Annotated in this window: 17 protein-coding genes; 12 read left to right on the forward strand and 5 right to left on the reverse strand. The window is 66.8% G+C overall.

Annotation, left to right across the window (positions count from 1 at the left end; genetic code table 11):
* Positions 1 to 179: 179 nt before the first annotated feature.
* Both uvrA and DL991_RS09575 read right to left on the reverse strand, forming a co-directional pair.
* Complete coding sequence (uvrA, locus tag DL991_RS09570; protein ID WP_125783130.1) at positions 180 to 3,035, reverse strand: excinuclease ABC subunit UvrA; 2,856 nt, start codon at positions 3,033 to 3,035, stop codon at positions 180 to 182.
* Positions 3,036 to 3,112: 77 nt separating this feature from the next.
* Positions 3,113 to 4,336: an acyltransferase gene (locus DL991_RS09575; RefSeq protein WP_125783132.1), complete on the reverse strand. Its 1,224-nt coding sequence runs from the start codon at positions 4,334 to 4,336 to the stop codon at positions 3,113 to 3,115.
* Positions 4,337 to 4,443: 107 nt separating this feature from the next.
* On the opposite strand from DL991_RS09575, the gene DL991_RS09580 reads away from it, so the two are divergent.
* Positions 4,444 to 5,121, forward strand: a complete 678-nt coding sequence (locus DL991_RS09580; protein WP_125783134.1) for an MBL fold metallo-hydrolase — start codon at positions 4,444 to 4,446, stop codon at positions 5,119 to 5,121.
* 3 nt (positions 5,122 to 5,124) lie between these two features.
* On the opposite strand, the gene DL991_RS09585 is transcribed toward DL991_RS09580, so the two are convergent.
* Complete coding sequence (locus tag DL991_RS09585) at positions 5,125 to 6,282, reverse strand: hypothetical protein (RefSeq protein ID WP_125783136.1); 1,158 nt, start codon at positions 6,280 to 6,282, stop codon at positions 5,125 to 5,127.
* Positions 6,283 to 6,542: 260 nt separating this feature from the next.
* On the opposite strand from DL991_RS09585, the gene DL991_RS09590 reads away from it, so the two are divergent.
* The 6 genes from DL991_RS09590 (at position 6,543) to DL991_RS09615 (ending at position 13,572) form a co-directional block, all read left to right on the forward strand.
* On the forward strand, positions 6,543 to 7,028 hold the full coding sequence (locus DL991_RS09590) for a hypothetical protein (RefSeq protein ID WP_125783138.1): 486 nt from the start codon (positions 6,543 to 6,545) through the stop codon (positions 7,026 to 7,028).
* A gap of 189 nt (positions 7,029 to 7,217) precedes the next feature.
* Entirely contained in the window at positions 7,218 to 7,943 is a 726-nt protein-coding gene (locus tag DL991_RS09595; protein ID WP_125783140.1) for a HEAT repeat domain-containing protein, read from the forward strand.
* 36 nt (positions 7,944 to 7,979) lie between these two features.
* The gene (locus tag DL991_RS09600) at positions 7,980 to 8,666 is read left to right on the forward strand and encodes a hypothetical protein (RefSeq protein ID WP_125783142.1); all 687 of its coding nucleotides are present in this window, start codon (positions 7,980 to 7,982) and stop codon (positions 8,664 to 8,666) included.
* Between the two features lie 157 nt (positions 8,667 to 8,823).
* The gene (locus DL991_RS09605) at positions 8,824 to 11,730 is read left to right on the forward strand and encodes an alpha-L-fucosidase (protein ID WP_125783144.1); all 2,907 of its coding nucleotides are present in this window, start codon (positions 8,824 to 8,826) and stop codon (positions 11,728 to 11,730) included.
* Positions 11,731 to 11,776: 46 nt separating this feature from the next.
* The gene (locus tag DL991_RS09610; protein WP_125783146.1) at positions 11,777 to 12,580 is read left to right on the forward strand and encodes a MerR family transcriptional regulator; all 804 of its coding nucleotides are present in this window, start codon (positions 11,777 to 11,779) and stop codon (positions 12,578 to 12,580) included.
* On the forward strand, positions 12,577 to 13,572 hold the full coding sequence (locus DL991_RS09615; protein WP_125783149.1) for a BtrH N-terminal domain-containing protein: 996 nt from the start codon (positions 12,577 to 12,579) through the stop codon (positions 13,570 to 13,572). Before DL991_RS09610 ends, DL991_RS09615 begins: the two co-directional genes overlap by 4 nt.
* On the opposite strand, the gene DL991_RS09620 is transcribed toward DL991_RS09615, so the two are convergent.
* Positions 13,554 to 14,351: a DUF1684 domain-containing protein gene (locus tag DL991_RS09620; RefSeq protein ID WP_199753890.1), complete on the reverse strand. Its 798-nt coding sequence runs from the start codon at positions 14,349 to 14,351 to the stop codon at positions 13,554 to 13,556. The two genes, DL991_RS09615 and DL991_RS09620, sit on opposite strands and share 19 nt — an antisense overlap.
* A gap of 245 nt (positions 14,352 to 14,596) precedes the next feature.
* The gene (locus DL991_RS09625; protein ID WP_125783151.1) at positions 14,597 to 14,893 is read right to left on the reverse strand and encodes an antibiotic biosynthesis monooxygenase; all 297 of its coding nucleotides are present in this window, start codon (positions 14,891 to 14,893) and stop codon (positions 14,597 to 14,599) included.
* A 176-nt stretch (positions 14,894 to 15,069) separates the two neighbouring features.
* Between DL991_RS09625 and DL991_RS09630 the strand changes: the two genes are divergently transcribed.
* From DL991_RS09630 to DL991_RS09650, 5 genes are all read left to right on the forward strand, one after another.
* Positions 15,070 to 16,323 carry an HNH endonuclease signature motif containing protein gene (locus DL991_RS09630; RefSeq protein ID WP_125783252.1) on the forward strand — a complete coding sequence of 418 codons (1,254 nt, stop codon included), beginning with the start codon at positions 15,070 to 15,072 and terminating at the stop codon, positions 16,321 to 16,323.
* A 556-nt stretch (positions 16,324 to 16,879) separates the two neighbouring features.
* The gene (locus DL991_RS09635; protein ID WP_233598756.1) at positions 16,880 to 17,509 is read left to right on the forward strand and encodes a hypothetical protein; all 630 of its coding nucleotides are present in this window, start codon (positions 16,880 to 16,882) and stop codon (positions 17,507 to 17,509) included.
* 28 nt (positions 17,510 to 17,537) lie between these two features.
* On the forward strand, positions 17,538 to 17,741 hold the full coding sequence (locus tag DL991_RS09640) for a helix-hairpin-helix domain-containing protein (RefSeq protein ID WP_125783153.1): 204 nt from the start codon (positions 17,538 to 17,540) through the stop codon (positions 17,739 to 17,741).
* A 73-nt stretch (positions 17,742 to 17,814) separates the two neighbouring features.
* The gene (locus tag DL991_RS09645; RefSeq protein ID WP_125783155.1) at positions 17,815 to 18,192 is read left to right on the forward strand and encodes a DUF1801 domain-containing protein; all 378 of its coding nucleotides are present in this window, start codon (positions 17,815 to 17,817) and stop codon (positions 18,190 to 18,192) included.
* 19 nt (positions 18,193 to 18,211) lie between these two features.
* Positions 18,212 to 18,598: a YchJ family protein gene (locus DL991_RS09650; protein ID WP_125783256.1), complete on the forward strand. Its 387-nt coding sequence runs from the start codon at positions 18,212 to 18,214 to the stop codon at positions 18,596 to 18,598.
* The last annotated feature ends 78 nt before the right edge of the window (positions 18,599 to 18,676 follow it).

An 18,676-nucleotide genomic window follows, 5' to 3' on the forward strand; every position in this document is an offset into this window, starting at 1 on the left:
TCACCCAAACCCACTGCGACGCCATCGCCCTACGCCTCAACACCCGACCACGCCCTACCCTCGACCTCCTCACACCAGCACAAGCACTCGACAAAGCACTACTTGCAACAACCAGTTGAAACCGCCGGTCCTTTCCTTGCAAATTTTGCAAGGAAAGGACCTTTCATAGCATTGGTGACTCAGGCGAGAACGGTCTTCAAGAACTGCCCGGTGTAGCTCTCCTCGACCGAAGCGACGTACTCCGGCGTGCCCTCCGCGATCACGGTGCCACCGCCGGAACCACCCTCGGGACCCATGTCGATGATCCAGTCCGAGGTCTTGATGACGTCGAGGTTGTGCTCGATGACGATCACCGTGTTGCCCTTGTCCACCAGGCCGTTGATCACGCCGATCAGCTTGCTGATGTCCTCGAAGTGCAGACCGGTGGTCGGCTCGTCGAGGATGTACACCGTCTTGCCGGTGGACCGCTTCTGCAGTTCGCTGGCGAGCTTGACGCGCTGCGCTTCACCGCCCGACAGCGTCGGCGCGGGCTGCCCGAGCCGGACGTAGCCGAGACCGACGTCGACGAGCGTGGCGAGGTGCCGGTGGATCGCCTTGATCGGCTCGAAGAACTCGGCCGCCTCCTCGATCGGCATGTTCAGCACGTCCGCGACGGTCTTGCCCTTGTAGTGCACCTCGAGGGTTTCGCGGTTGTACCGGTCGCCCTTGCAGACCTCGCACGGGACGTAGACGTCCGGCAGGAAGTTCATCTCGATCTTGATCGTGCCGTCACCGGCGCAGGCCTCGCACCGGCCGCCCTTGACGTTGAAGGAGAACCGGCCCTGCTGGTAACCGCGCACCTTCGCCTCGGTGGTCGCGGCGAACAGCTTGCGCACGTGGTCCCAGACGCCGGTGTACGTCGCCGGGTTGGACCGCGGGGTACGGCCGATCGGCGACTGGTCGACGCGGACCAGCTTGTCGACGCCCGCCAGCCCGTTCACCCGGGTGTGACGGCCCGGGACCTGACGCGCGCCGTTGAGCTTGTTCGCCAGCACGGTCGCGAGGATGTCGTTGACCAGCGTGGACTTCCCGGAACCCGAGACACCGGTGACCGACACGAGGCAGCCGAGCGGGAACGACACGTCGAGGCCGCGCAGGTTGTGCTCGCGCGCGCCGACGACGGTCAGCTGACGCTTCTTGTCGATCGGGCGCCGGATCGCCGGGACCTCGATCTTGCTGCGGCCCGAAAGGTACGCGCCGGTGATCGAGTCCTTGTTCCGCAGGAGCTTCTTGTACGGTCCACTGTGGACGATGTGACCGCCGTGCTCGCCGGCGCCGGGGCCGATGTCGACCACCCAGTCGCTGGAGCGGATGGTGTCCTCGTCGTGCTCGACGACGATCAGCGTGTTGCCGAGGTCACGCAGCCGGACCAGCGTCTCGATCAACCGGTGGTTGTCCCGCTGGTGCAGCCCGATCGACGGCTCGTCCAGCACGTACAGCACGCCGACCAGACCGGAACCGATCTGCGTGGCAAGCCGGATGCGCTGCGCCTCGCCGCCGGACAGTGTCCCGGAAGCGCGGTCGAGTGAGAGGTAGTTGAGCCCGACGTCGAGGAGGAAGCGCAGCCGCGCCTGGATCTCCTTCAGCACCGCGCCGGCGATCACCGTCTCGCGTTTGCCGAGCTCCAGCTCGTCGAGGAACTGCGACGCCTCCGCGATCGAGAGCGCGCAGACCTCGGCGATCGACCGGTCGCCCTGCGTCTTGTGCTCCAGGGTGACGGCGAGGATCTCCGGCTTGAGCCGCGTGCCCTGACAGGCCGGGCATGGCACCTCGCGCATGTAGCCCTCGTACCGCTCACGCATGTACTCGGACTCTGTCTGCTCCTGACGCCGCTCGAGGAACGGGATGACACCCTCGAAGGCCGCGTAGTACGAACGCTGGCGGCCGTAGCGGTTCTTGTAGCGGACGTGGACCTGCTCGTCGACGCCGTGCAGAACGGCTTTCTGCACCTTCGCCGGCAGCTTGCGCCACGGGGTGTCCATCCGGAAGCCGATGGTCTCCGAAAGCGATTCGAGCAGGCGGATGAAGTAGTCCGCGCTCTGACCGCCCGCCCACGGCGCGATGGCGCCCTCACCGAGGGACATCTCGTCGTCCGGGACCACGAGTTCCGGGTCGACCTCCTTGCGGACGCCGATACCGCTGCACTCGGGGCAGGCGCCGTAGGGCGCGTTGAAGGAGAACGACCGCGGCTCGAGGTCCTCGATCGCCAGCGGATGGCCGTTGGGGCAGGCCAGGTTCTCGGAGAACCCGCGCACGCGATGCGGGTCGTTCTCCGGCAGGTCGACGAAGTCGAGCTCGATCAGGCCGTCGGCCAGCCGCAGCGCCGTCTCGACCGAGTCGGTGAGCCGCTGCCGCGAGCTGGTCTTCACCGAGAGCCTGTCGATGATGACGGCGATCTGGTGCTTTTCCTGCTTCTTCAGCTTCGGCGGGTCGGTGAGCGGGTGGATCGTCCCGTCGACCACCACGCGTGCGTAGCCCTGCTGCTGCAGGTTCTCGAAGAGGTCGAGGTACTCCCCCTTGCGCCCGCGCACGACCGGTGCGAGCACCTGGAAGCGAGTCCCCTCCTCCATCGCGAGCACCTGGTCGACGATCTGCTGCGGGGTCTGCTTGCTGATCGCCTCGCCGCACTGCGGGCAATGCGCCTTGCCGGCACGGGCGTAGAGCAGACGCAGGTAGTCGTAGACCTCGGTGATGGTGCCGACGGTCGAACGCGGGTTACGCGAGGTGGACTTCTGGTCGATCGACACCGCGGGCGACAGGCCCTCGATGAAGTCGACGTCCGGCTTGTCCATCTGGCCGAGGAACTGGCGCGCGTACGCCGACAGCGACTCGACGTACCGGCGCTGCCCTTCGGCGAAAATGGTGTCGAAGGCGAGGCTCGACTTCCCGGACCCGGACAGACCGGTGAACACGATCAGGCTGTCGCGGGGCAGGTCGAGATCCACACCGCGGAGGTTGTGCTCGCGGGCGCCGCGAACAACGAGGCGATCAGCCACGCCAGGGTCCCTTCAGGTTTCATTCTCAGCTGCGGTCGCCGTCCCGGTCGATAGCTGCACGGGCGGCCGCCTCCATGCTACGAGGCACCACCGACAGAAACTGGTTCCGAGTCTTTGACCTGCGGTTTTCCAGGCTTATCGCGTCGATCCCGGCGAGCGGTGAGCCACCGGTGAACCGGTCGTTCCACGCCCGCGGTGATCGCCCAGCCCCCGAATACGGCGGCGGCCAGCACGATGGGGAGACGCAGCCAGCCGGGGACGCCGACGTTCAGCAGGGCACGGGCCAGGATGTAACCGAGTTCCTGGTGCACCAGATAAAGACCATACGAGATGCCCGCGAGCCAGGTGACAGCCGGGGCGATCCGGGACAGACCGGGGAACCGCCAGTCCGGCCCGCGCGCGGCCAGGCACACCAGCAGCAGCATGATCGCGAACCCGACGGCCGACGGCCAGCGCTCGGGATCGTTCGGCAGGGCCTGGTGGAACGGGAAGACCTGCAGATCCTGAGCCGCGCAGGCGGCGAGCACGAACAGCGCGAGATGCCAGTGCGCCAGCCGTCGTTTCGCCCACAGCCAGATCGCGATCCCGATCGCGAAGACATGCACACGATGCAGGCCGAGCCCGTAATAGAAGGTCTCGACGAGCTTCGGCGTGGAAACCGGGTCGAAAACGACGAACCGGAGGAACAACGGGACCAGGATCAGCGCCCACAGCAGCCCGACGGTGAGCCGGTGGGTGCGCCACCGGCGCGGCCACAGCAGCGCCGCGGCAGTGAACGCGACGAGCTGGACCGGCAGCGTCCAATAGGCGCCGTCGAGGTAGTAGAAGAGTTCGTACCGCCAGCCCCATTCCTGGACCATGCCCAGGTTGGCGAGCAGATCGGCGCCGGTGGGGACATACCAGGGCGACGGATCGGACGGCGGACCGTGCGGAACGCCGAACAGGAATCCGGTGAGGCCCGGCGGGAACGGCAGGCCGCTGAACCGGATCGTCGCGTACCGGGCGACGACGTAGGTGACGAGCACCGCCACCAGGTACGCGGGCACCAGCCGTGCGACCCGGTTCCACAGCCACCGCCCCGGGCGCCCCTTGCGGAGGCTCGCGCAGACGAAGAACGCGGAAATCACCAAAAGGATGGCCGCACCGAACTGAGCGGTTACCCGAAAGGGGTACCCCACCAGTTCCGGATGCAGAAGTGCCCCCTGATGGGTGACGTGCCCGAGCATGACCGCGAAGACTGCGACAACGCGCAGGACGTCCCAGCTGATCTTGCGCGGGGCGCGCGGCGAGGCGTCGGGCACGAGCGTCCTGTGGTTCGGCTGGCGGGGCGACGCGAGCCTACGTCCTGACCCTGTGCGCCACCTGTGCGGGTGGAACCGATTGCAGGCGAACGACTACCGTGTGCGGTGTGAACATCGTCGAGACCTACACCGGGCATGTCGACCCCGGCGGCGACGCCGCCCGCCGCACCCTGGACGCGCTCACCATCACGAAGCTGTCGGTCGGTCCGATGGACAACAACGCGTATCTGCTCGTCTGCCGCGCCGAGAACGAGGCGCTGCTGATCGACGCCGCGAACGACCCGGAACGGATCTCCGACCTCATCGGCCACGGCCCCGACCGGCCCGCGCTGAAGACCGTCGTGACCACCCACCAGCACCAGGACCACTGGCAGGCCCTCGGCGCCGTCGCCGGCGCGAACGGCGCGAACACCGCCGCCCACCCGCTGGACGCCGGGCCGCTGCCGATCCCGCCGGACTTCCTCGTCGAACACGGCGACACGGTCAAGGTCGGACAGGTCGCCCTCGAGGTGATCCACCTGCGCGGCCACACGCCGGGCTCCATCGCGCTGCTGTACCGCGACCCGGCCGGGCACCCGCACCTGTTCACCGGCGACTCGCTGTTCCCAGGCGGGGTGGGAAAGACGGGTTCGCCTTCGGATTTCACGTCGCTGCTGGACGACGTGGAGTCGCGGATCTTCGGTGAACTGCCGGACGAGACCTGGGTTTATCCCGGACATGGGGACGATACGACGGTGGGCGCTGAGCGGCCGAAGCTCACGGAGTGGCGCGAACGCGGCTGGTGAGCTTCAAGCTCGTGGCCAGTGAAACGCGATCCCGTACTCCCCTCGCGGACGACAGGGCTCCACGAAGGTGTGCTCGACGACGCCTCGTCTGATCTCCAGCAGATGCCGATCACCGGCGCGCGGCCGGACCACGCGCTCGCAGTCGGTCTGTTCCGCGTACCACCAGCAGGCCTCGGGGACGCAGTCGTCGAAGATGACACTGATGCTCAGGCCTCCGGTCACCTTGCCTTCGCCGTCGACCACGCGCGGCGCGATTCCGTGATGGTCGACTTCGACGTTGACCCACTGCCGCTCGGCGTCGAGGTCGTCATCGCAGGCGAGGGAAATGAACTCGTGACGATCGCCCTCGCGTAGCGGTTTCGGGAAGCGCAGGTCTACAGCGTCCGGCTCCCCCGGCCAAGTCTCGACACGGCAACCGAAGATCGCTTTGACGGGAATGGACGTCAGATCGCCGTCCCATCCGGTCAGGGCCCGCGCCGTGTAACCGTCGACGCCGTTCTCGCAGGCGACGATGTTCCTCACGGTCAGCCGGCGATGCGCGGTTCGGCGCCGCATTTCCACGGCTATCAGCTGACGTTCCACGAAAACGGGCTGTGCGCCGTTCGAGGGCGTCCGGCCGCCGGATGCCCGAGGCTCCGAGAACGAGGCCCTTGCGATTTCCACATAGGGCCGCCAGGCTTCGCCATCACCCGCGAGTGCCGCCAGCTTTCCCGACAGGACAGGGGAAAGCTTGTCACTCACCACACGCCGCCAGGTTCTGTGCATCGGCGTCGTCGTGGTCGGCGGCGGTACTTCGAACCCGCCCGGCAGGTTCCTCAACTGCCTGAACCGATCGTCGAGGGTCGACCGCCACTCCACCCCGCCGAGCCGGAACGCGGCGCTCAAAGTGTCACACCGGATGGCCGCTCCGATCCGGCCGATCTCGTCCAGGATCAATCCCCAGACCGCGAGGGCTCGCGTCTCCGGGGTCGCCCTCGTCATCGACGCGGTCGGCCGGATCAGGCAACCGAGCACGGTGCCCGATTCACCCCCAGGGTCTTCGATCGCGTGGTGCAGGAACCTCAGCGGACCGCCGTCCTTGCGGACCGCGAGCCAGCGCAACGCGGCTTCGACAGCCGCGGCGGAACAGGAAACGCGCTCACCAACCGACTGGATCGTCACGACGCCCTCCACGAGCAGTGGCGACACCCGGAGAGCCCCGCCCTACGGTGTACTAGTACACCACTCGGACGAGTTCGACAATGGTCAAGACGTTTCTGACAAAGAGTCGCGGGCGTGGGGCATGTGAAAAACCACTTTCCGAACGACTTCGAAATCGACCGACATGGATTCGACGATCAGTAACGATAACGCGAAGAATACAACCTCCTCCACGACCGGACGTCTTCAAGGAATCAACTCTCCGTCAGGAGGTCATCGCCATGACCATCACCCTACGACGCGCGATCGCCGCCACCGCACTGATGTTGACCGGCGCCCTCGCCGCGGTCGCACCCGTTTCGGCTGCGGCGCAACAGATCCCCACGATGACGAACATCCGCACCGGCCAGAACCCCGGGTTCGACCGGATCGTGCTCGACCTGACCGCGGGTCCGGCTCCCGCCGTCCGGTACGACCTCGTCGACGAGTTGGTCGCCGACGGATCGGGCGAAATCGTCTGGCTGACCGGGGAATACTTCATCGCGGTCACCGCGACTCCGGCGGCCGCGCACGACGACGCCGGGAATCCGACCTATCCCGGGCCGCAGAAGTTCCGGACCCGCGCCCTGCGCAATGTCATGGCGGTCGCGGTCACCGGCGACTACGAAGGCACCTTGTCGATCGGTCTCGGCGTCCGGTCGAGGACACCGGTCACGGTGTTCACCCTGACGTCGCCGAACCGGGTCGTCATCGACGTCCGCCATTGATCACGGGCGGGAATCCGTGAATGCTTTTCGCCGGGCGCATGCTTTCCGGTGATCAAAGTCCTTTTCGGATTCCCGCGGTGAAAAACCCGACCGCCCCAACGGGCGATTTTTCGGAAAATCAGGTATCTGGCGTCCGGTATCGCGTTCCTTCCTTCCGTCAGCATCAACGCCGCTGCGAAGGAGAACCTCATGCCGACCCCACGCAATCCCGATACCCCGTCCTTGGGTTCGGGTGGCGACAATCTCGAAGCGGGCCCGGGCAGTTCGGGCCTGGGAAGCTTCTCGAACAGCGAAATCGGCGAACTGGTCACCCAGGCCGCCGAAACCATGGCCGCGTCCGGTGAGGACGCCGAACGCAATTACCAGCGCAGCCTCGACAGGCTTCGCGAGCGGGCGGACGACGTCGTCCCCGCGCTCGGCGCGCAGTACGACGCCCTGTCCGAGGAGCAGTACCTGGAGCGCTGGGGCCTGGTCCAGTTGCTCACCGATCTGCGGCACACGGCCGCCGTGCCTGCCCTCGAAAACGTGCTGCGGCAGCCGATCCCGCCGGAGCGTTCCGACGACCCGGCACACGGGATCAGCACCGTCGGCGAAGAGGTGATCATCCGCACCACCGCCGTGGAAGCGTTGGCACGGCTGGCATCCGCCGGGGACGGCGCGGCCAAGGAGCTGCTGCTGCGGCAGGTCCGGCACGAGGTGTTCACGGTACGGCGCGCGGCGGTCCAAGCCATCGCCGAGACCGGTGACACCGACCTCACCGCCCGGGTGCGCGAGGCGCTCAGCGGCACCGAGGACGAGCGGTTGCTGAACATCCGGCGGGTCGACGTCCGCGGTGTCCCGCAGGCCGTCGGCGGACGGTACGTGAAGGACTCGCGGACCGACGACGTGCCACCGCCGGAGCCCCCGCGCTCCTGAATCGAACGAATTCCTTCTACGGACAGGTGATCTCCGATGGCCACTTGCAGTTACACCGTGCCAGACAAGAACGTGACCGGGGACAATTTCTACGGTGCCTCGATCTGCAATCAGACCTACATCGACTATTTCTGGAACACCTACGGCTTCGCGGGCAACAAGGACTACTGGGACGACGGCTTCGGCTGGGAAGACGCGTGCAACACCGACAAGCCGCTGGCCCGGACGTTCAACGCGTGCTACCTGCTGACCTATTCGGCACAGGACTACGCGAACGACGCCTATTCCGGGGCGATGCTGAACTGGGCGCGCCGCTACGTCCGCGACAACTGCGACGACCTCCGTTCGCTGTGCGGCGACGGCAGTGCCATCGCGCGCTCGTTCAGCGGGGCGTTCGTCGACGACCGGATCGAGGTGTACCTGGGTTTCTGGTACTCCAAGGACGTTCCCGGCCGGGCCGAGACGCTGATCCACGAATCGCGGCACCAGGGCGGGAAGCCGCACAACGCGAACTTCCCGGCCGGTTCGGTGTTCGGCGCCGGCAAGAGCGGCGCCGACTCCACCTGGGGTTACGAGGGCGCTTGGATGTACGGCGCGCTCTACCTGTGGTGGTTCTACGCCCAGGGCGCCCGCACGACGTCGGCACTGCGTGAACGGGCCCGCCAGCGCGGGAATCTCGTGATCGACAACGCCTTCGCGACCCACCCCGGCTTCAACATCTGAAGCATGACCGGCAGGCCCTCTCGTACTGCAGACGAGAGGGCCTGGTCGCACGATACCTCCGATGACTTGGACAGTGTCCCACTCAACGGGGCTTGACCACCGGCATATCTGACGCAATCATCGGATCTCTCGGTTACCACGCCCTGGATGAGAGCGGATGGTCATGAGAGTTCGAGCGCACCGCACCGCCTGGCTCGCCGTTGTCCTCACCCTGGTGGCGGGCCTGCTCACCACGACGGCCGCGAGCGCGGAGGTGCACCATCCCCGCCAGCAGTGGCTGCGCGAGGCCACCGCGGGACTCTTCCTCCACTGGGGCATGTTCACCGCGCCACGCCAGACCGACTGCGCCGCTTGGGAACGCGCCGTCACCGACGGCGGCTGGAGCGCGGACTACTGGGTGGACGAGGCCCGCAAGCTCGGCGCCTCCTACATCGTGCTCGCCACTTTCCACAGCAGGCTGGGCTACGCGCGGCCGTGGCCGTCGGCGATCCCCGGCAGCTGCGCCACGCGGCGCGACCTCCTCGGGGAGCTCGTCGAAGCCGGCAACGCCAAGGGTGTCCGGACGATCCTCTACATGACCGACGATCCGCAGTGGCACAAGGAAACCGGTGTCGAGTCGCTGGATTCCGCCGCGTACTCCGCCTACAAGGGCAAGCAGGTCGACCTGACCACCCGTCCCGGCTTCGGCGAATACAGCTACGACCTCTTCCACGAGGTCATGGACCGTTACGCGGACCTCTCCGGGTTCTGGATCGACAACGACAACGACTACTGGGAGAAGAACAAGCTCTACGAACAGATCCGGGAGAAACGGCCGTCCTGGTTGCTGAGCAACAACAACGAGGACACCCCGATCATGGACACGGTCAGCAACGAGCAGAAGACCGGCATCCCCCCGCCGTACGACTACCCGCAGGCGGCGTTCACCCCGATGCCACGGCTCACCGAAGCCGACTACAAACTGCCGACCAACGGCGCCTGGTGGTACGACGGCACCGATCAGGCCGTCGACTTCCGGCTGTCCACCGGACGCTACATCGCCAACGCGGGTTCGTCGATGAAGTCCTTGATGGCCGAAACCCCGATGGTGAACGGGAAGTTCCCGCCGCGGCAGGAGGCGTACAACAACTTCATGGCGAGCTGGGTGCCGCCGATCAAGTCGTCCCTGCAGGGTAAAGAGGGCGGCGGGTACATGTACGGCGGCATGCGGCCCGGGTTCTGGAACGACGGCGCGCACGGCGTCATCACCGTCGAGCCCGGCGCCCGCACGCAGTACCTCCACGTGATCACCCGGCCGAGCACCGACCTTCTCCGCTTGCGCGACAACGGCTACAAGGTGACCGGGGTGTCCGATGTACGCACGGGAAAACCTCTGCGCTTCAGCCAATCCGGCGGCTATCTGACCATTGTGGACATCAAGGACTGGGACACCTACGACACCGTGTTCAAGGTGGAAACGGCCGGGCAGCGGTACTTCCACGACTCCGGCACGATCAAGGCGACCGCTTCGTCTTCACGCGCCGGACATCCGGCGTCGAATCTCGTCGACGGGAACTTCGAAAACTATTGGGACGCCGACGGCAAGCAGCCGGTCTCGCTGACCTTGGACCTCGGCAGGCGGCGGTCGGCGACCTACCTCGCGGTGAATCAGCGTGAGATGTCGCCGACGCACGCTCGCGAATCGTTCGGCAGGCCGGAGGATTCGTCCCGGATCAAGGACTATCGCGTCTACGTCAGCGACGACGGGCGGAACTGGGGCGAGCCGGTCCGCACCGGCGCGATGCCGAGCGCCCGCGGCGTGCAGTTCATCGACTTCGGCGAACGGCAGACCCGGTTCATCAAACTCGAGGTGCTGAACACCTGGTCCGGGCCGCAGGCGAAACCCTTCTACCGGCAATTGGCGATCGACGAGATCAAGGTGGCCTACGGCTACCCGAATTCGGTCTTGGGCGCGCAGGTTCCGCTGGAGGCCGAGTCCTTCCGCAACGACCACGACGGCCGCGCCCGCCTCGGCCGGTGTTCGTCCTGCTCCGGATCGTTCCAGGTCACCGGACTCGGTGGCGGCGCGCGCGACTCGGTCACCTATCCGGGCGTGATGGTCGCGGAAGCCGGCGACTACCGGCTCCAGCTCGACACCACGGGCGGTCCCGCCACTTCGGCGGCGGTGAGCGTCAACGGCGGTGCTCCCGTCGAGACCGCGATCGATGCCGGCACACCGGGAGTCGTGACCTCGGCGGCGATCCCCGTCGCGCTGAAGGCCGGCGCCAACACCGTCAAGGTGTTCAGCAACGCCCCCTCGGGTCCGGGCCTCGACCGGATCGCGATCGCTCCCCTGCCTCCGCCGTCCTACACGCCGAAGACGACCCTGACCGTCGAACCCGGTGGTGTCCAATGGCTTGCACCGGGACGGCAGTCCCTGCGGGTGACCGCGAAATTGCGGCTGGACGCCGACGACACGATCGGGAAGGTCACCATGGCGCCGGTCGTCCCGGCGGGTTGGACCCTTCAAGGTGCTCCGGCCGCGGCGGCGTCCATGCGGGTCGGGGACGAGCTCGAAGCCTCGTGGACGCTGGTCTCTCCCGAAGGCGTCACCGCGGCCGACATCCCGGTCACCGCGTCGTTCGACCTGCTCGGGCGGGCGAAAACGGTGAGCAAGCCGGTGCGGGTGAGCCCACGGCCCGCGGACCGGGTCTTCATGCGGGAGGCCGAAGACTCGGCGAACGACGTCGGTGACGCGGGCGTCACGAACTGCGGGGTGTGCTCGGGCGGGCAGAAGGTCCGCAACATCGGCGGCGATCCGGACTCGTCCGTGCGGTTCGACGACGTCACCGTGCCCGAGACCAGGCGCTACACCCTGTACATCGACTTCACCGTCAACGGGCCGCGCTCGTACTTCGTCACGGTCAACGGCGGCACGCCGATCGAAGTGAAGGTCGACGGCGCGGGCAACAACACCCGGCTCACGACGTCGGTGCCGGTCGAACTGCGAGCGGGGGCGAACACGATCAAGCTGCACAACGACCACGCGTCCGCCCCGGATCTCGATCGGCTGTCACTGGGGTGAGGTACCGGCTTGACCCTCTCCCCGGGAGAGGGTTCAGGCTGGTCCCATGACGACCTTGATGCCGATCGGCGTGTTCGCGCACGCCACGAGGCTGTCGGTCCGCGCGCTGCGGAACTACGACCGGATCGGGCTGCTGGTGCCCGCGGAGATCGACCCCGGCACCGGGTACCGCCGGTATTCGCTCGGCCAATTCGCCCGCGCGGGCCTGATCCGGCGGCTGCGGGAGCTGGAGGTGCCGCTGGCCGAGATCGCCGAGATCCTCGACGCGGATACGCCGGACGAGGTGAAGGCCTCGATCAAACGGCATCACGACCGGGTGGCGGCGCGGGCCGCGGAGCTCGCGGCGATCAGCGGCAAGCTCGACTCCGTGCTCGCCGAACCGACACGGTGGCTGCATGTCTACGAACGCGTGCGCACGCCGCAGCCGATCGCCCGCCTGTCGATCCGGACGCCGCTGAGCGGCCTGGCCGAACTGATCGGCCCCGCGTACGGGCGGCTGTTCGCGGTGCTCGCCGCGCAAGGAGTCATGCCGTCCAGCCCGCCAGGGACCCGTTACCTCACAGATGATCCCGATGAGCTGACCGTCGAACTGTTCGTCCCGGTGGACGGGCCGGTGCGGGATGACGGCGAGATCGGCGCGGACGAGCTTCCCGGGGGCCTGCTCGTCGCGACGATCCACGAGGGTGACTACGACGACGTCGAGACCGCGTACCGATCGCTCGGCCGCTGGATCGCCGAACGCGACCTCGTCCCGGCCGGGCCCGCCGAGGAGCTGTACCTCGTGGCGCCCGGGCCGTCGGTCGCGCCCGAGTCCTACCGCACCGAGATCGCCTGGCCGGTGACCTCGTGATCCTCGACGGCGTCGACACCGCGGGCGGAGAGCACTGCGAGACCAGCACGCTCCACGTCCTCCTGCGGCACGCCGGGATCGAACTGTCCGAACCGATGCTGTTCGGACTCGGCGAAGGCCTCGGCTTCATCTACTGGGACGGGAAGAACCTGCCGTTCCCTTTCCTCGGAGGGCGCAGCAAACCCTTCGAGATCACCCGGAAGCTGACCGACCGTCTCGGCTTGACCTTGCGGGTCAAGGAAACGACGTCGGCGCGCACGGCGTGGCGGAACGTGGCCGAGGAGATCGACGCCGGTGCGCCGGTCGGCCTGCAACTCGACTCGTACCACCTGGAGTACTTCACGTCGAAAGTCCACTTCGGAGGGCACTTCGCCGCTCTATACGGCTACGACCAGGAAACCGCCTTCCTTGTCGACACGGCGCAGCAGGGTGGCTCCGTATCGACCTCACTGGAGAGCCTGGAACGCGCCCGCGGGGAGAAGGGCCCCATGACGGCGAAGAACCGCTCGTTCACTCTTCGCGCCGATGAGCCGCTTAAGCCGCTTTCGGACGTCCTCCGGGATGCTGTGCGGGCCAACGCGGCGGAGTTCCTCGCCCCGCCCATCGCGAACCTCGGGTACCGCGGGATCGGCAAAGCCGCCGTCCAGGTGCGGAAGTGGCTGGACCGCGGCAGCGATCCGGCACGCGACCTGCCGCAGGCCGCCGTCCTGATGGAACGGGCGGGGACCGGCGGCGCGCTCTTCCGCCGGATCTACCGCGACTTCCTCGAAGAATGCACTGCCTTCGTCGATGACGCCGGTCTCCGAACCGCGTATGAGAAGTACCGCGAGATCGCTCCACTGTGGACCGAAGTAGCGCACTTGTTCACCCGGGCAGGGGAAACCGGCGACGCCCGGCACCTGGCCGACGCGTCCGCCGTCCTGTCCGAGCTGGCTCAGCGCGAACGGGAGGCGATGACGGCGCTCGCGACGGTTCAGTGTGGGCGCTCGTAAGGCAGCTTCTCCCCCGCTTCCACCGCGAACGGCAGATCGTTGCCCGCCGGCGGCAACGGGCAGGTGGCGAAGTCGGTGAACGCGCACGGCAGATTCGTCGCGCGGGTGAAGTCGAGGACGACGGATCCATCCTCGGCGGGCGACGGCACCGCGAGCGACCGGTTCGCCGCGTAAGTGGTGACGCCGCTCGTGGCGTCGGTGAACAGGATGAGCAGGCCGTCCTTCTTGCCGTTGAACGCGGTGAGCGTGTGCTCCACGCCGTCGTGCTCGAAACGCACGACGCCCGGAGAGACATAGACGTGGCTGAGCCCTTCGACGACCGCGCCGACCGTGGTCGGCCGCGGCTCGTCGAAGGGCTCGAAGGTCCCGGACAGCACCCAGGCCGGGTCGGGCTCGTACGCCGGGACACCGCGGAAAGCGTTCAGCACCGGCGCCTTCGGGTCATGCGTCCGGATCAGGTACCCGCCGCGACGCGCCACCTCGATCTCGATGTCACCCGCGACGACCCGGGTGGTCGCACCACTGTTGACCAGCTCGAAGCGACGAACTCCGGCGACCCGTTCACCATCGTGCGAGAGATCCGCGCCCTGCGGATCGAGGTACGCCGCGTCGGCGTCCTGCCACCACACGCCGGGCAGCCCCTCGTACACGCGCGGCTTGTCCTCGAGCCAGTCGAGCGAGACCAGAGCGAGCCAGCCGAGCGGATCGGCGAGATCGCGCTCGCGCTCGGTCTTCCAGCCCTGCCAGTCCCGCGTGAACGTGTCCAGGCTTGTGCTCATCGCCGATCCCTTCCGTAACCTTGCTCGTTCTCCCAGGTCAACGGCTCGACGACGACGATATTTCCCGTCCCGGCATGTGGGCTAGGCCGTATCCTGTAAGTCATGTTCGCGGTCTTCGCGCCCAGGCGGTCCCTGACGGCACGGACGGACGCGGCCGAGTACGACCCGGTACGAGGCCGATCCGCCCGCACCGCCAGAAACCACCTGGATCACGAAGCCCATCGAACAGACTTACCGGACACGGCCTAGGCGTGATAGTCCCCGGTAGTGCCCTCCTCGGCGGAGACCAACTCGGCGATCGGCGCGAAGAAGGCTTTGATCCCCGGCAGATTCGCCCCCTTCTCCCGCGACACGGCGAAGTCCCCGGAGGAACGCCACCACACGACGTCGAGCCACGTCTCGTCGTCGACCCGGATCAGCTGAGCGTCGAGGAACCCCTCCCGGTCGGCCCGGAAGTCGGCGAGCATCGCGGGGCGGACCTGGAGCAGTTCGTCCGCGCGGTCGGCCGGGACCTTGAAGCGGGTCAGTTCCACTGTCGTCATGAGGCCGATGCTAGGTGACCGCCTTTGTCGGCTACTCGGGACGTCGGCGGGTTCGATTCGGTGACGCAGACGTGGGCTCATTATCGGCGCCGTCACTCTTCAGTGTTGTTCGTTCGATTTCGTTGTCGCCTAAAATTACGAACGCCTGTTCGATTGTTTTGCGGTATTCTTGTGGGGTGTCCGAGACCTTCCTTCCTGAATTGCCGCAGGAACTGTGGCGTGCCGGCAAGCTGGAGCTTGCCCATGGTGTGCAGCAGTCGTTGCAGGTGATCAGGATGGCCGCCGCCGGACTGGGGCGGTATTTGGCGGAGATCGAATCTCGTGGCGTCAAAGACTTGTACGGCTATGGCCGCACGGCCAACTGGTTCGCTGATGTGGCGGGGTTGTCGGTGGGTGAGGCGCGTGCGGTGGTGAATCGGGCGATCGCGTTGAACCCGACCCGCGCTTTGGACGGGACCGAAGTGCCCGCTGTCGCGCCCGACACCGCTGCTGTCGCCGCCGAGGGTTTGGTCGGGGATGAGCGGATCGATCAGATCCTGGAGATCTTGAAGAGGCTCCCGGCCGAGACTTCTGTTGAGGATCGGGTGAGTGCGGAGAAGATCCTCGCCACCCTCGCCCGCGACGCCGGACCTCGCCAGCTCGCCGACGCCGAAGCGAACCTGCTTGCGCTGCTGGACCCGGACGGCAATGAACCGAAGGATCCGGAACCCGCTCCGCCGCGCCGGGAAATCACTTTGGAGCGCCGCAAGGACGGGTTCTGGAAGCTGACTGGTCTCCTTGATGATGAGACGGGTGCTCGCACGGCGGCGGCTTTGGAGGCGTATGCGGCGCCGCGGCCGGTGGACGAGTTCGGTCAAGCGGATCTGCGGATGAAATGCGAGCGCATGGGCGACGCGTGGGTCGACATCCTGGATCTGGCGATCGCGTGCCCGGATCAGCCCGGGACCAGCGGCTACCGCACCCTGCTGCACGTCACGATCGGGCTCGACGAACTGAAGTCCGGTCTCGGGACCGCGTGCCTGGACTTCGTCGGGACCATGACCGCCCGCGAAGCACGCCTCGCCGCCTGCGACTGCCTCATGCTGCCGATCGTGATGAGTGCCGCTGGCGAGCCGCTGGATGTGGGGCGGCTGCGACGGTTCGTCACTCCCGGCCAGCGCCGCGCGTTGAACATCCGGGATGGCGGCTGCGCGTTCCCCGGCTGTCATCGGCGGCCCAAGAACTGCCACGCCCACCACATTCATCACTGGGCAGACGGAGGCCCCACCAACCTCCGGAACCTCGTGCTGCTCTGCGGATTCCACCACCGGCTGATCCACCACGGCGACTGGCAAGTCCGGATGGCGGGCGATGGGCTACCGGAGTTCATCCCACCCCAATACCGAGATCCGCTCCGAAAACCCCGACGCAACACCCTCCACCACGTCTGACCCCGAGGAGCCCGCCAGCCAGCCACACCGGCGACGGGCCCCTCGCCATGCCCACCGGACTTGAAGTACAGGAAGGACCCCTTCCTTGCGCCTAGGTACAGGAAGGGGTCCTTCATGTACCCGGGAGCGCGCGAAGGACCCCTTCACACGCTCAAATTGCGACTGCCGATGCCGCTGAGCCTCGCGGGGGTGGTCCCGTTCCGTGAAGGACTCCTTGAGAGACCCAGAGTCCCTCAAGGAGTCCTTCACGGAACGACAACCAGGAGCCAGCAGAAGGCCCCGACCGGACCGATCACGCACAACTGTGTGGATTTCGGGTCACCCAACGCACCAAAATCCACACAGCCGCCACTCACCACCCTTCGTTCGTTCAGGCAACGAGCCCACGGCAGCTGAGCCGAGAGCGAGAGACCCTCCCCTGAAAACTGTTCAGTACCGGCGGAATCCCGAAGATCTGCTACTCCGTTCGGGCGTATTGGCGAAAGAGTCCTCGATTCCTCGGCAAAACCCGGAGCAGGATCGGCCGTTCCGGACTTGGGAGGGGACGGAGTGCGTCATGGTGAATCAACCACGTGGCCCGGACGGTCGTTGGATCAAATACAAGTACGGTGCGGGCGCGCTGGCCACCGCGGGAGTGGTCGTGGCCGCCACCAGTGGAATAGGCGGAGGCACAGCGGCCTCCCTGGATTCCGCCGCGAGCCAGGCCCTCAAAGGCAAGAGCTCCAGCAAGAAGTCCGCACAAAAAGGCCGTCACTCCGAAGCATGGCAGCGCCTGGGCTGGCGCCAGCTCAAGAGAACCGCGAAACGGGAACTGAAATGCGGTCCGCATTCCTTCGGTGAGGTCCAGCGTTTCTTCCTGCGCCACCCTTGCGTCGACCTCGATCGCATGGCGATCACCGTCGATGACGGCGCCGGGAACACCATCATCGTGTCCGTCGCGTGGGTGAAGATGCCGGTGGCGAGCGAGGCGAGCGACCTGAAAAGGCTCGTCGACAGGGACGACACCGGCAACGTCGCGCTTTTCGGCGAGGTGCGGCACGGTAGCCGCTTCACCGGCGAGAACTACGACTCTCGTCTGGCCAAGAAGCTGGTCGTGATCGCCGAGTCCGCTCCCGAGGCCGGTCGGCCGGGCGAGGCGACGCTGGAGACCGCTGTCGAAGTGGCCGTCCAGTTTCCCGCACCTTGACCCCGCACCAGCGACCACAATGGATCCCATGGACGACCAGAGCGACCTGCCGCCCGGCATCGGCAAACCGGCGACACGGGCCTTCACCGGCGCAGGTTACACGCGCCTGGAGGACTTCACCCGCGCCACCGAGGCCGAACTCGCGAGCCTGCACGGCGTCGGTCCCAAAGCGCTCCGCATCATCCGCGAAGCCCTGGAAGCGCGAGGTCAGACATACAAACCCACCGACTAATTTTTTTGTCTTGACAACTTGAACCTTCGGACGGTTAGCTCAACGCAGCACACCGACCGAGGGAGATCCAGTCATGGCCAAGTTCGCGAATGTCGACGACTACATCGCCGTTCTGCCCGAGAACCTGCGGGAAGTCGCCACCACGCTGCGCCCGATCGTCAACGCCGCCCTGCCGGGTTCCGCGGAGGCGATGTACCACGCCTCCCCGACCTGGAGCGTGGGCGAAGCCGCCGGGAAGAACCTTGTCTGCCTGATGAAGGCGTACTCGTCGTACGTCACCTTCGCCCTCTGGAAGGGGCAGCTCGTCGACGACGAGTCCGGCAGGCTGGAGGCGAGCGCGCGGGAGATGGCGCACGTCAAGCTGCGCTCCGTCGAGGATATCGACGCCGACCTGTTCACCGGCTGGCTCAAGCAGGCGCGAGACCTCGAAGTCATCGCGACGGCGCGATGACACAATCGGCGGCGTGCCTGTGATCACCGACGAATCCCGCTGCCCGTGCGGCCTTGGCGAGCCGTATGGCGTTTGCTGCGGCCGCTTCCACCGGGGAGCCGCGACCGCGCCGACCGCCGAACTCCTGATGCGGTCGCGGTTCAGCGCGTTCGCCGTCGGCGACACCGCGTATCTCACGAAGACCTGGCACCCGAAGACCCTGCCTGAGGACCTCGAGCTCGATCCGGGACAGCGCTGGACGTTCCTGGAGATCCTCGGCAAGACCGGCGGCGGACTTCTGGAGAACGAGGGCACCGTGGAGTTCCGGGCCCATTACCGCCAGGATCGCCGGCCCGGCAGCATGCACGAGAACAGCCGCTTCGTCCGCGTCGACGGACAGTGGATCTACGTGGCGCCCGTCAGCTGAGCAAGCGCTGACGAACCCGGTGCAAGGGTCTGTTCCCGGCGCGGAGTGGAGGCTACTATCTCCCCCAACATTGTTAGG

Origin of the sequence: Amycolatopsis sp. WAC 01375, from assembly GCF_003947325.1 — a bacterium.
Taxonomy (GTDB): Bacteria; Actinomycetota; Actinomycetes; order Mycobacteriales; family Pseudonocardiaceae; genus Amycolatopsis.

Bases quoted from the DNA above. Each gene is read 5' to 3' on its own strand.
- DL991_RS09590 (WP_125783138.1), top strand. From the start codon at position 6,543: ATGACCATCACCCTACGACGCGCGATCGCCGCCACCGCACTGATGTTG.
- DL991_RS09595 (WP_125783140.1), top strand. From the start codon at position 7,218: ATGCCGACCCCACGCAATCCCGATACCCCGTCCTTGGGTTCGGGTGGC.
- DL991_RS09600 (WP_125783142.1), top strand. From the start codon at position 7,980: ATGGCCACTTGCAGTTACACCGTGCCAGACAAGAACGTGACCGGGGAC.
- DL991_RS09605 (WP_125783144.1), top strand. From the start codon at position 8,824: ATGGTCATGAGAGTTCGAGCGCACCGCACCGCCTGGCTCGCCGTTGTC.
- DL991_RS09610 (WP_125783146.1), top strand. From the start codon at position 11,777: ATGACGACCTTGATGCCGATCGGCGTGTTCGCGCACGCCACGAGGCTG.
- DL991_RS09620 (WP_199753890.1), bottom strand. From the start codon at position 14,351: ATGAGCACAAGCCTGGACACGTTCACGCGGGACTGGCAGGGCTGGAAG.
- DL991_RS09625 (WP_125783151.1), bottom strand. From the start codon at position 14,893: ATGACGACAGTGGAACTGACCCGCTTCAAGGTCCCGGCCGACCGCGCG.
- DL991_RS09635 (WP_233598756.1), top strand. From the start codon at position 16,880: ATGGTGAATCAACCACGTGGCCCGGACGGTCGTTGGATCAAATACAAG.
- DL991_RS09640 (WP_125783153.1), top strand. From the start codon at position 17,538: ATGGACGACCAGAGCGACCTGCCGCCCGGCATCGGCAAACCGGCGACA.
- DL991_RS09645 (WP_125783155.1), top strand. From the start codon at position 17,815: ATGGCCAAGTTCGCGAATGTCGACGACTACATCGCCGTTCTGCCCGAG.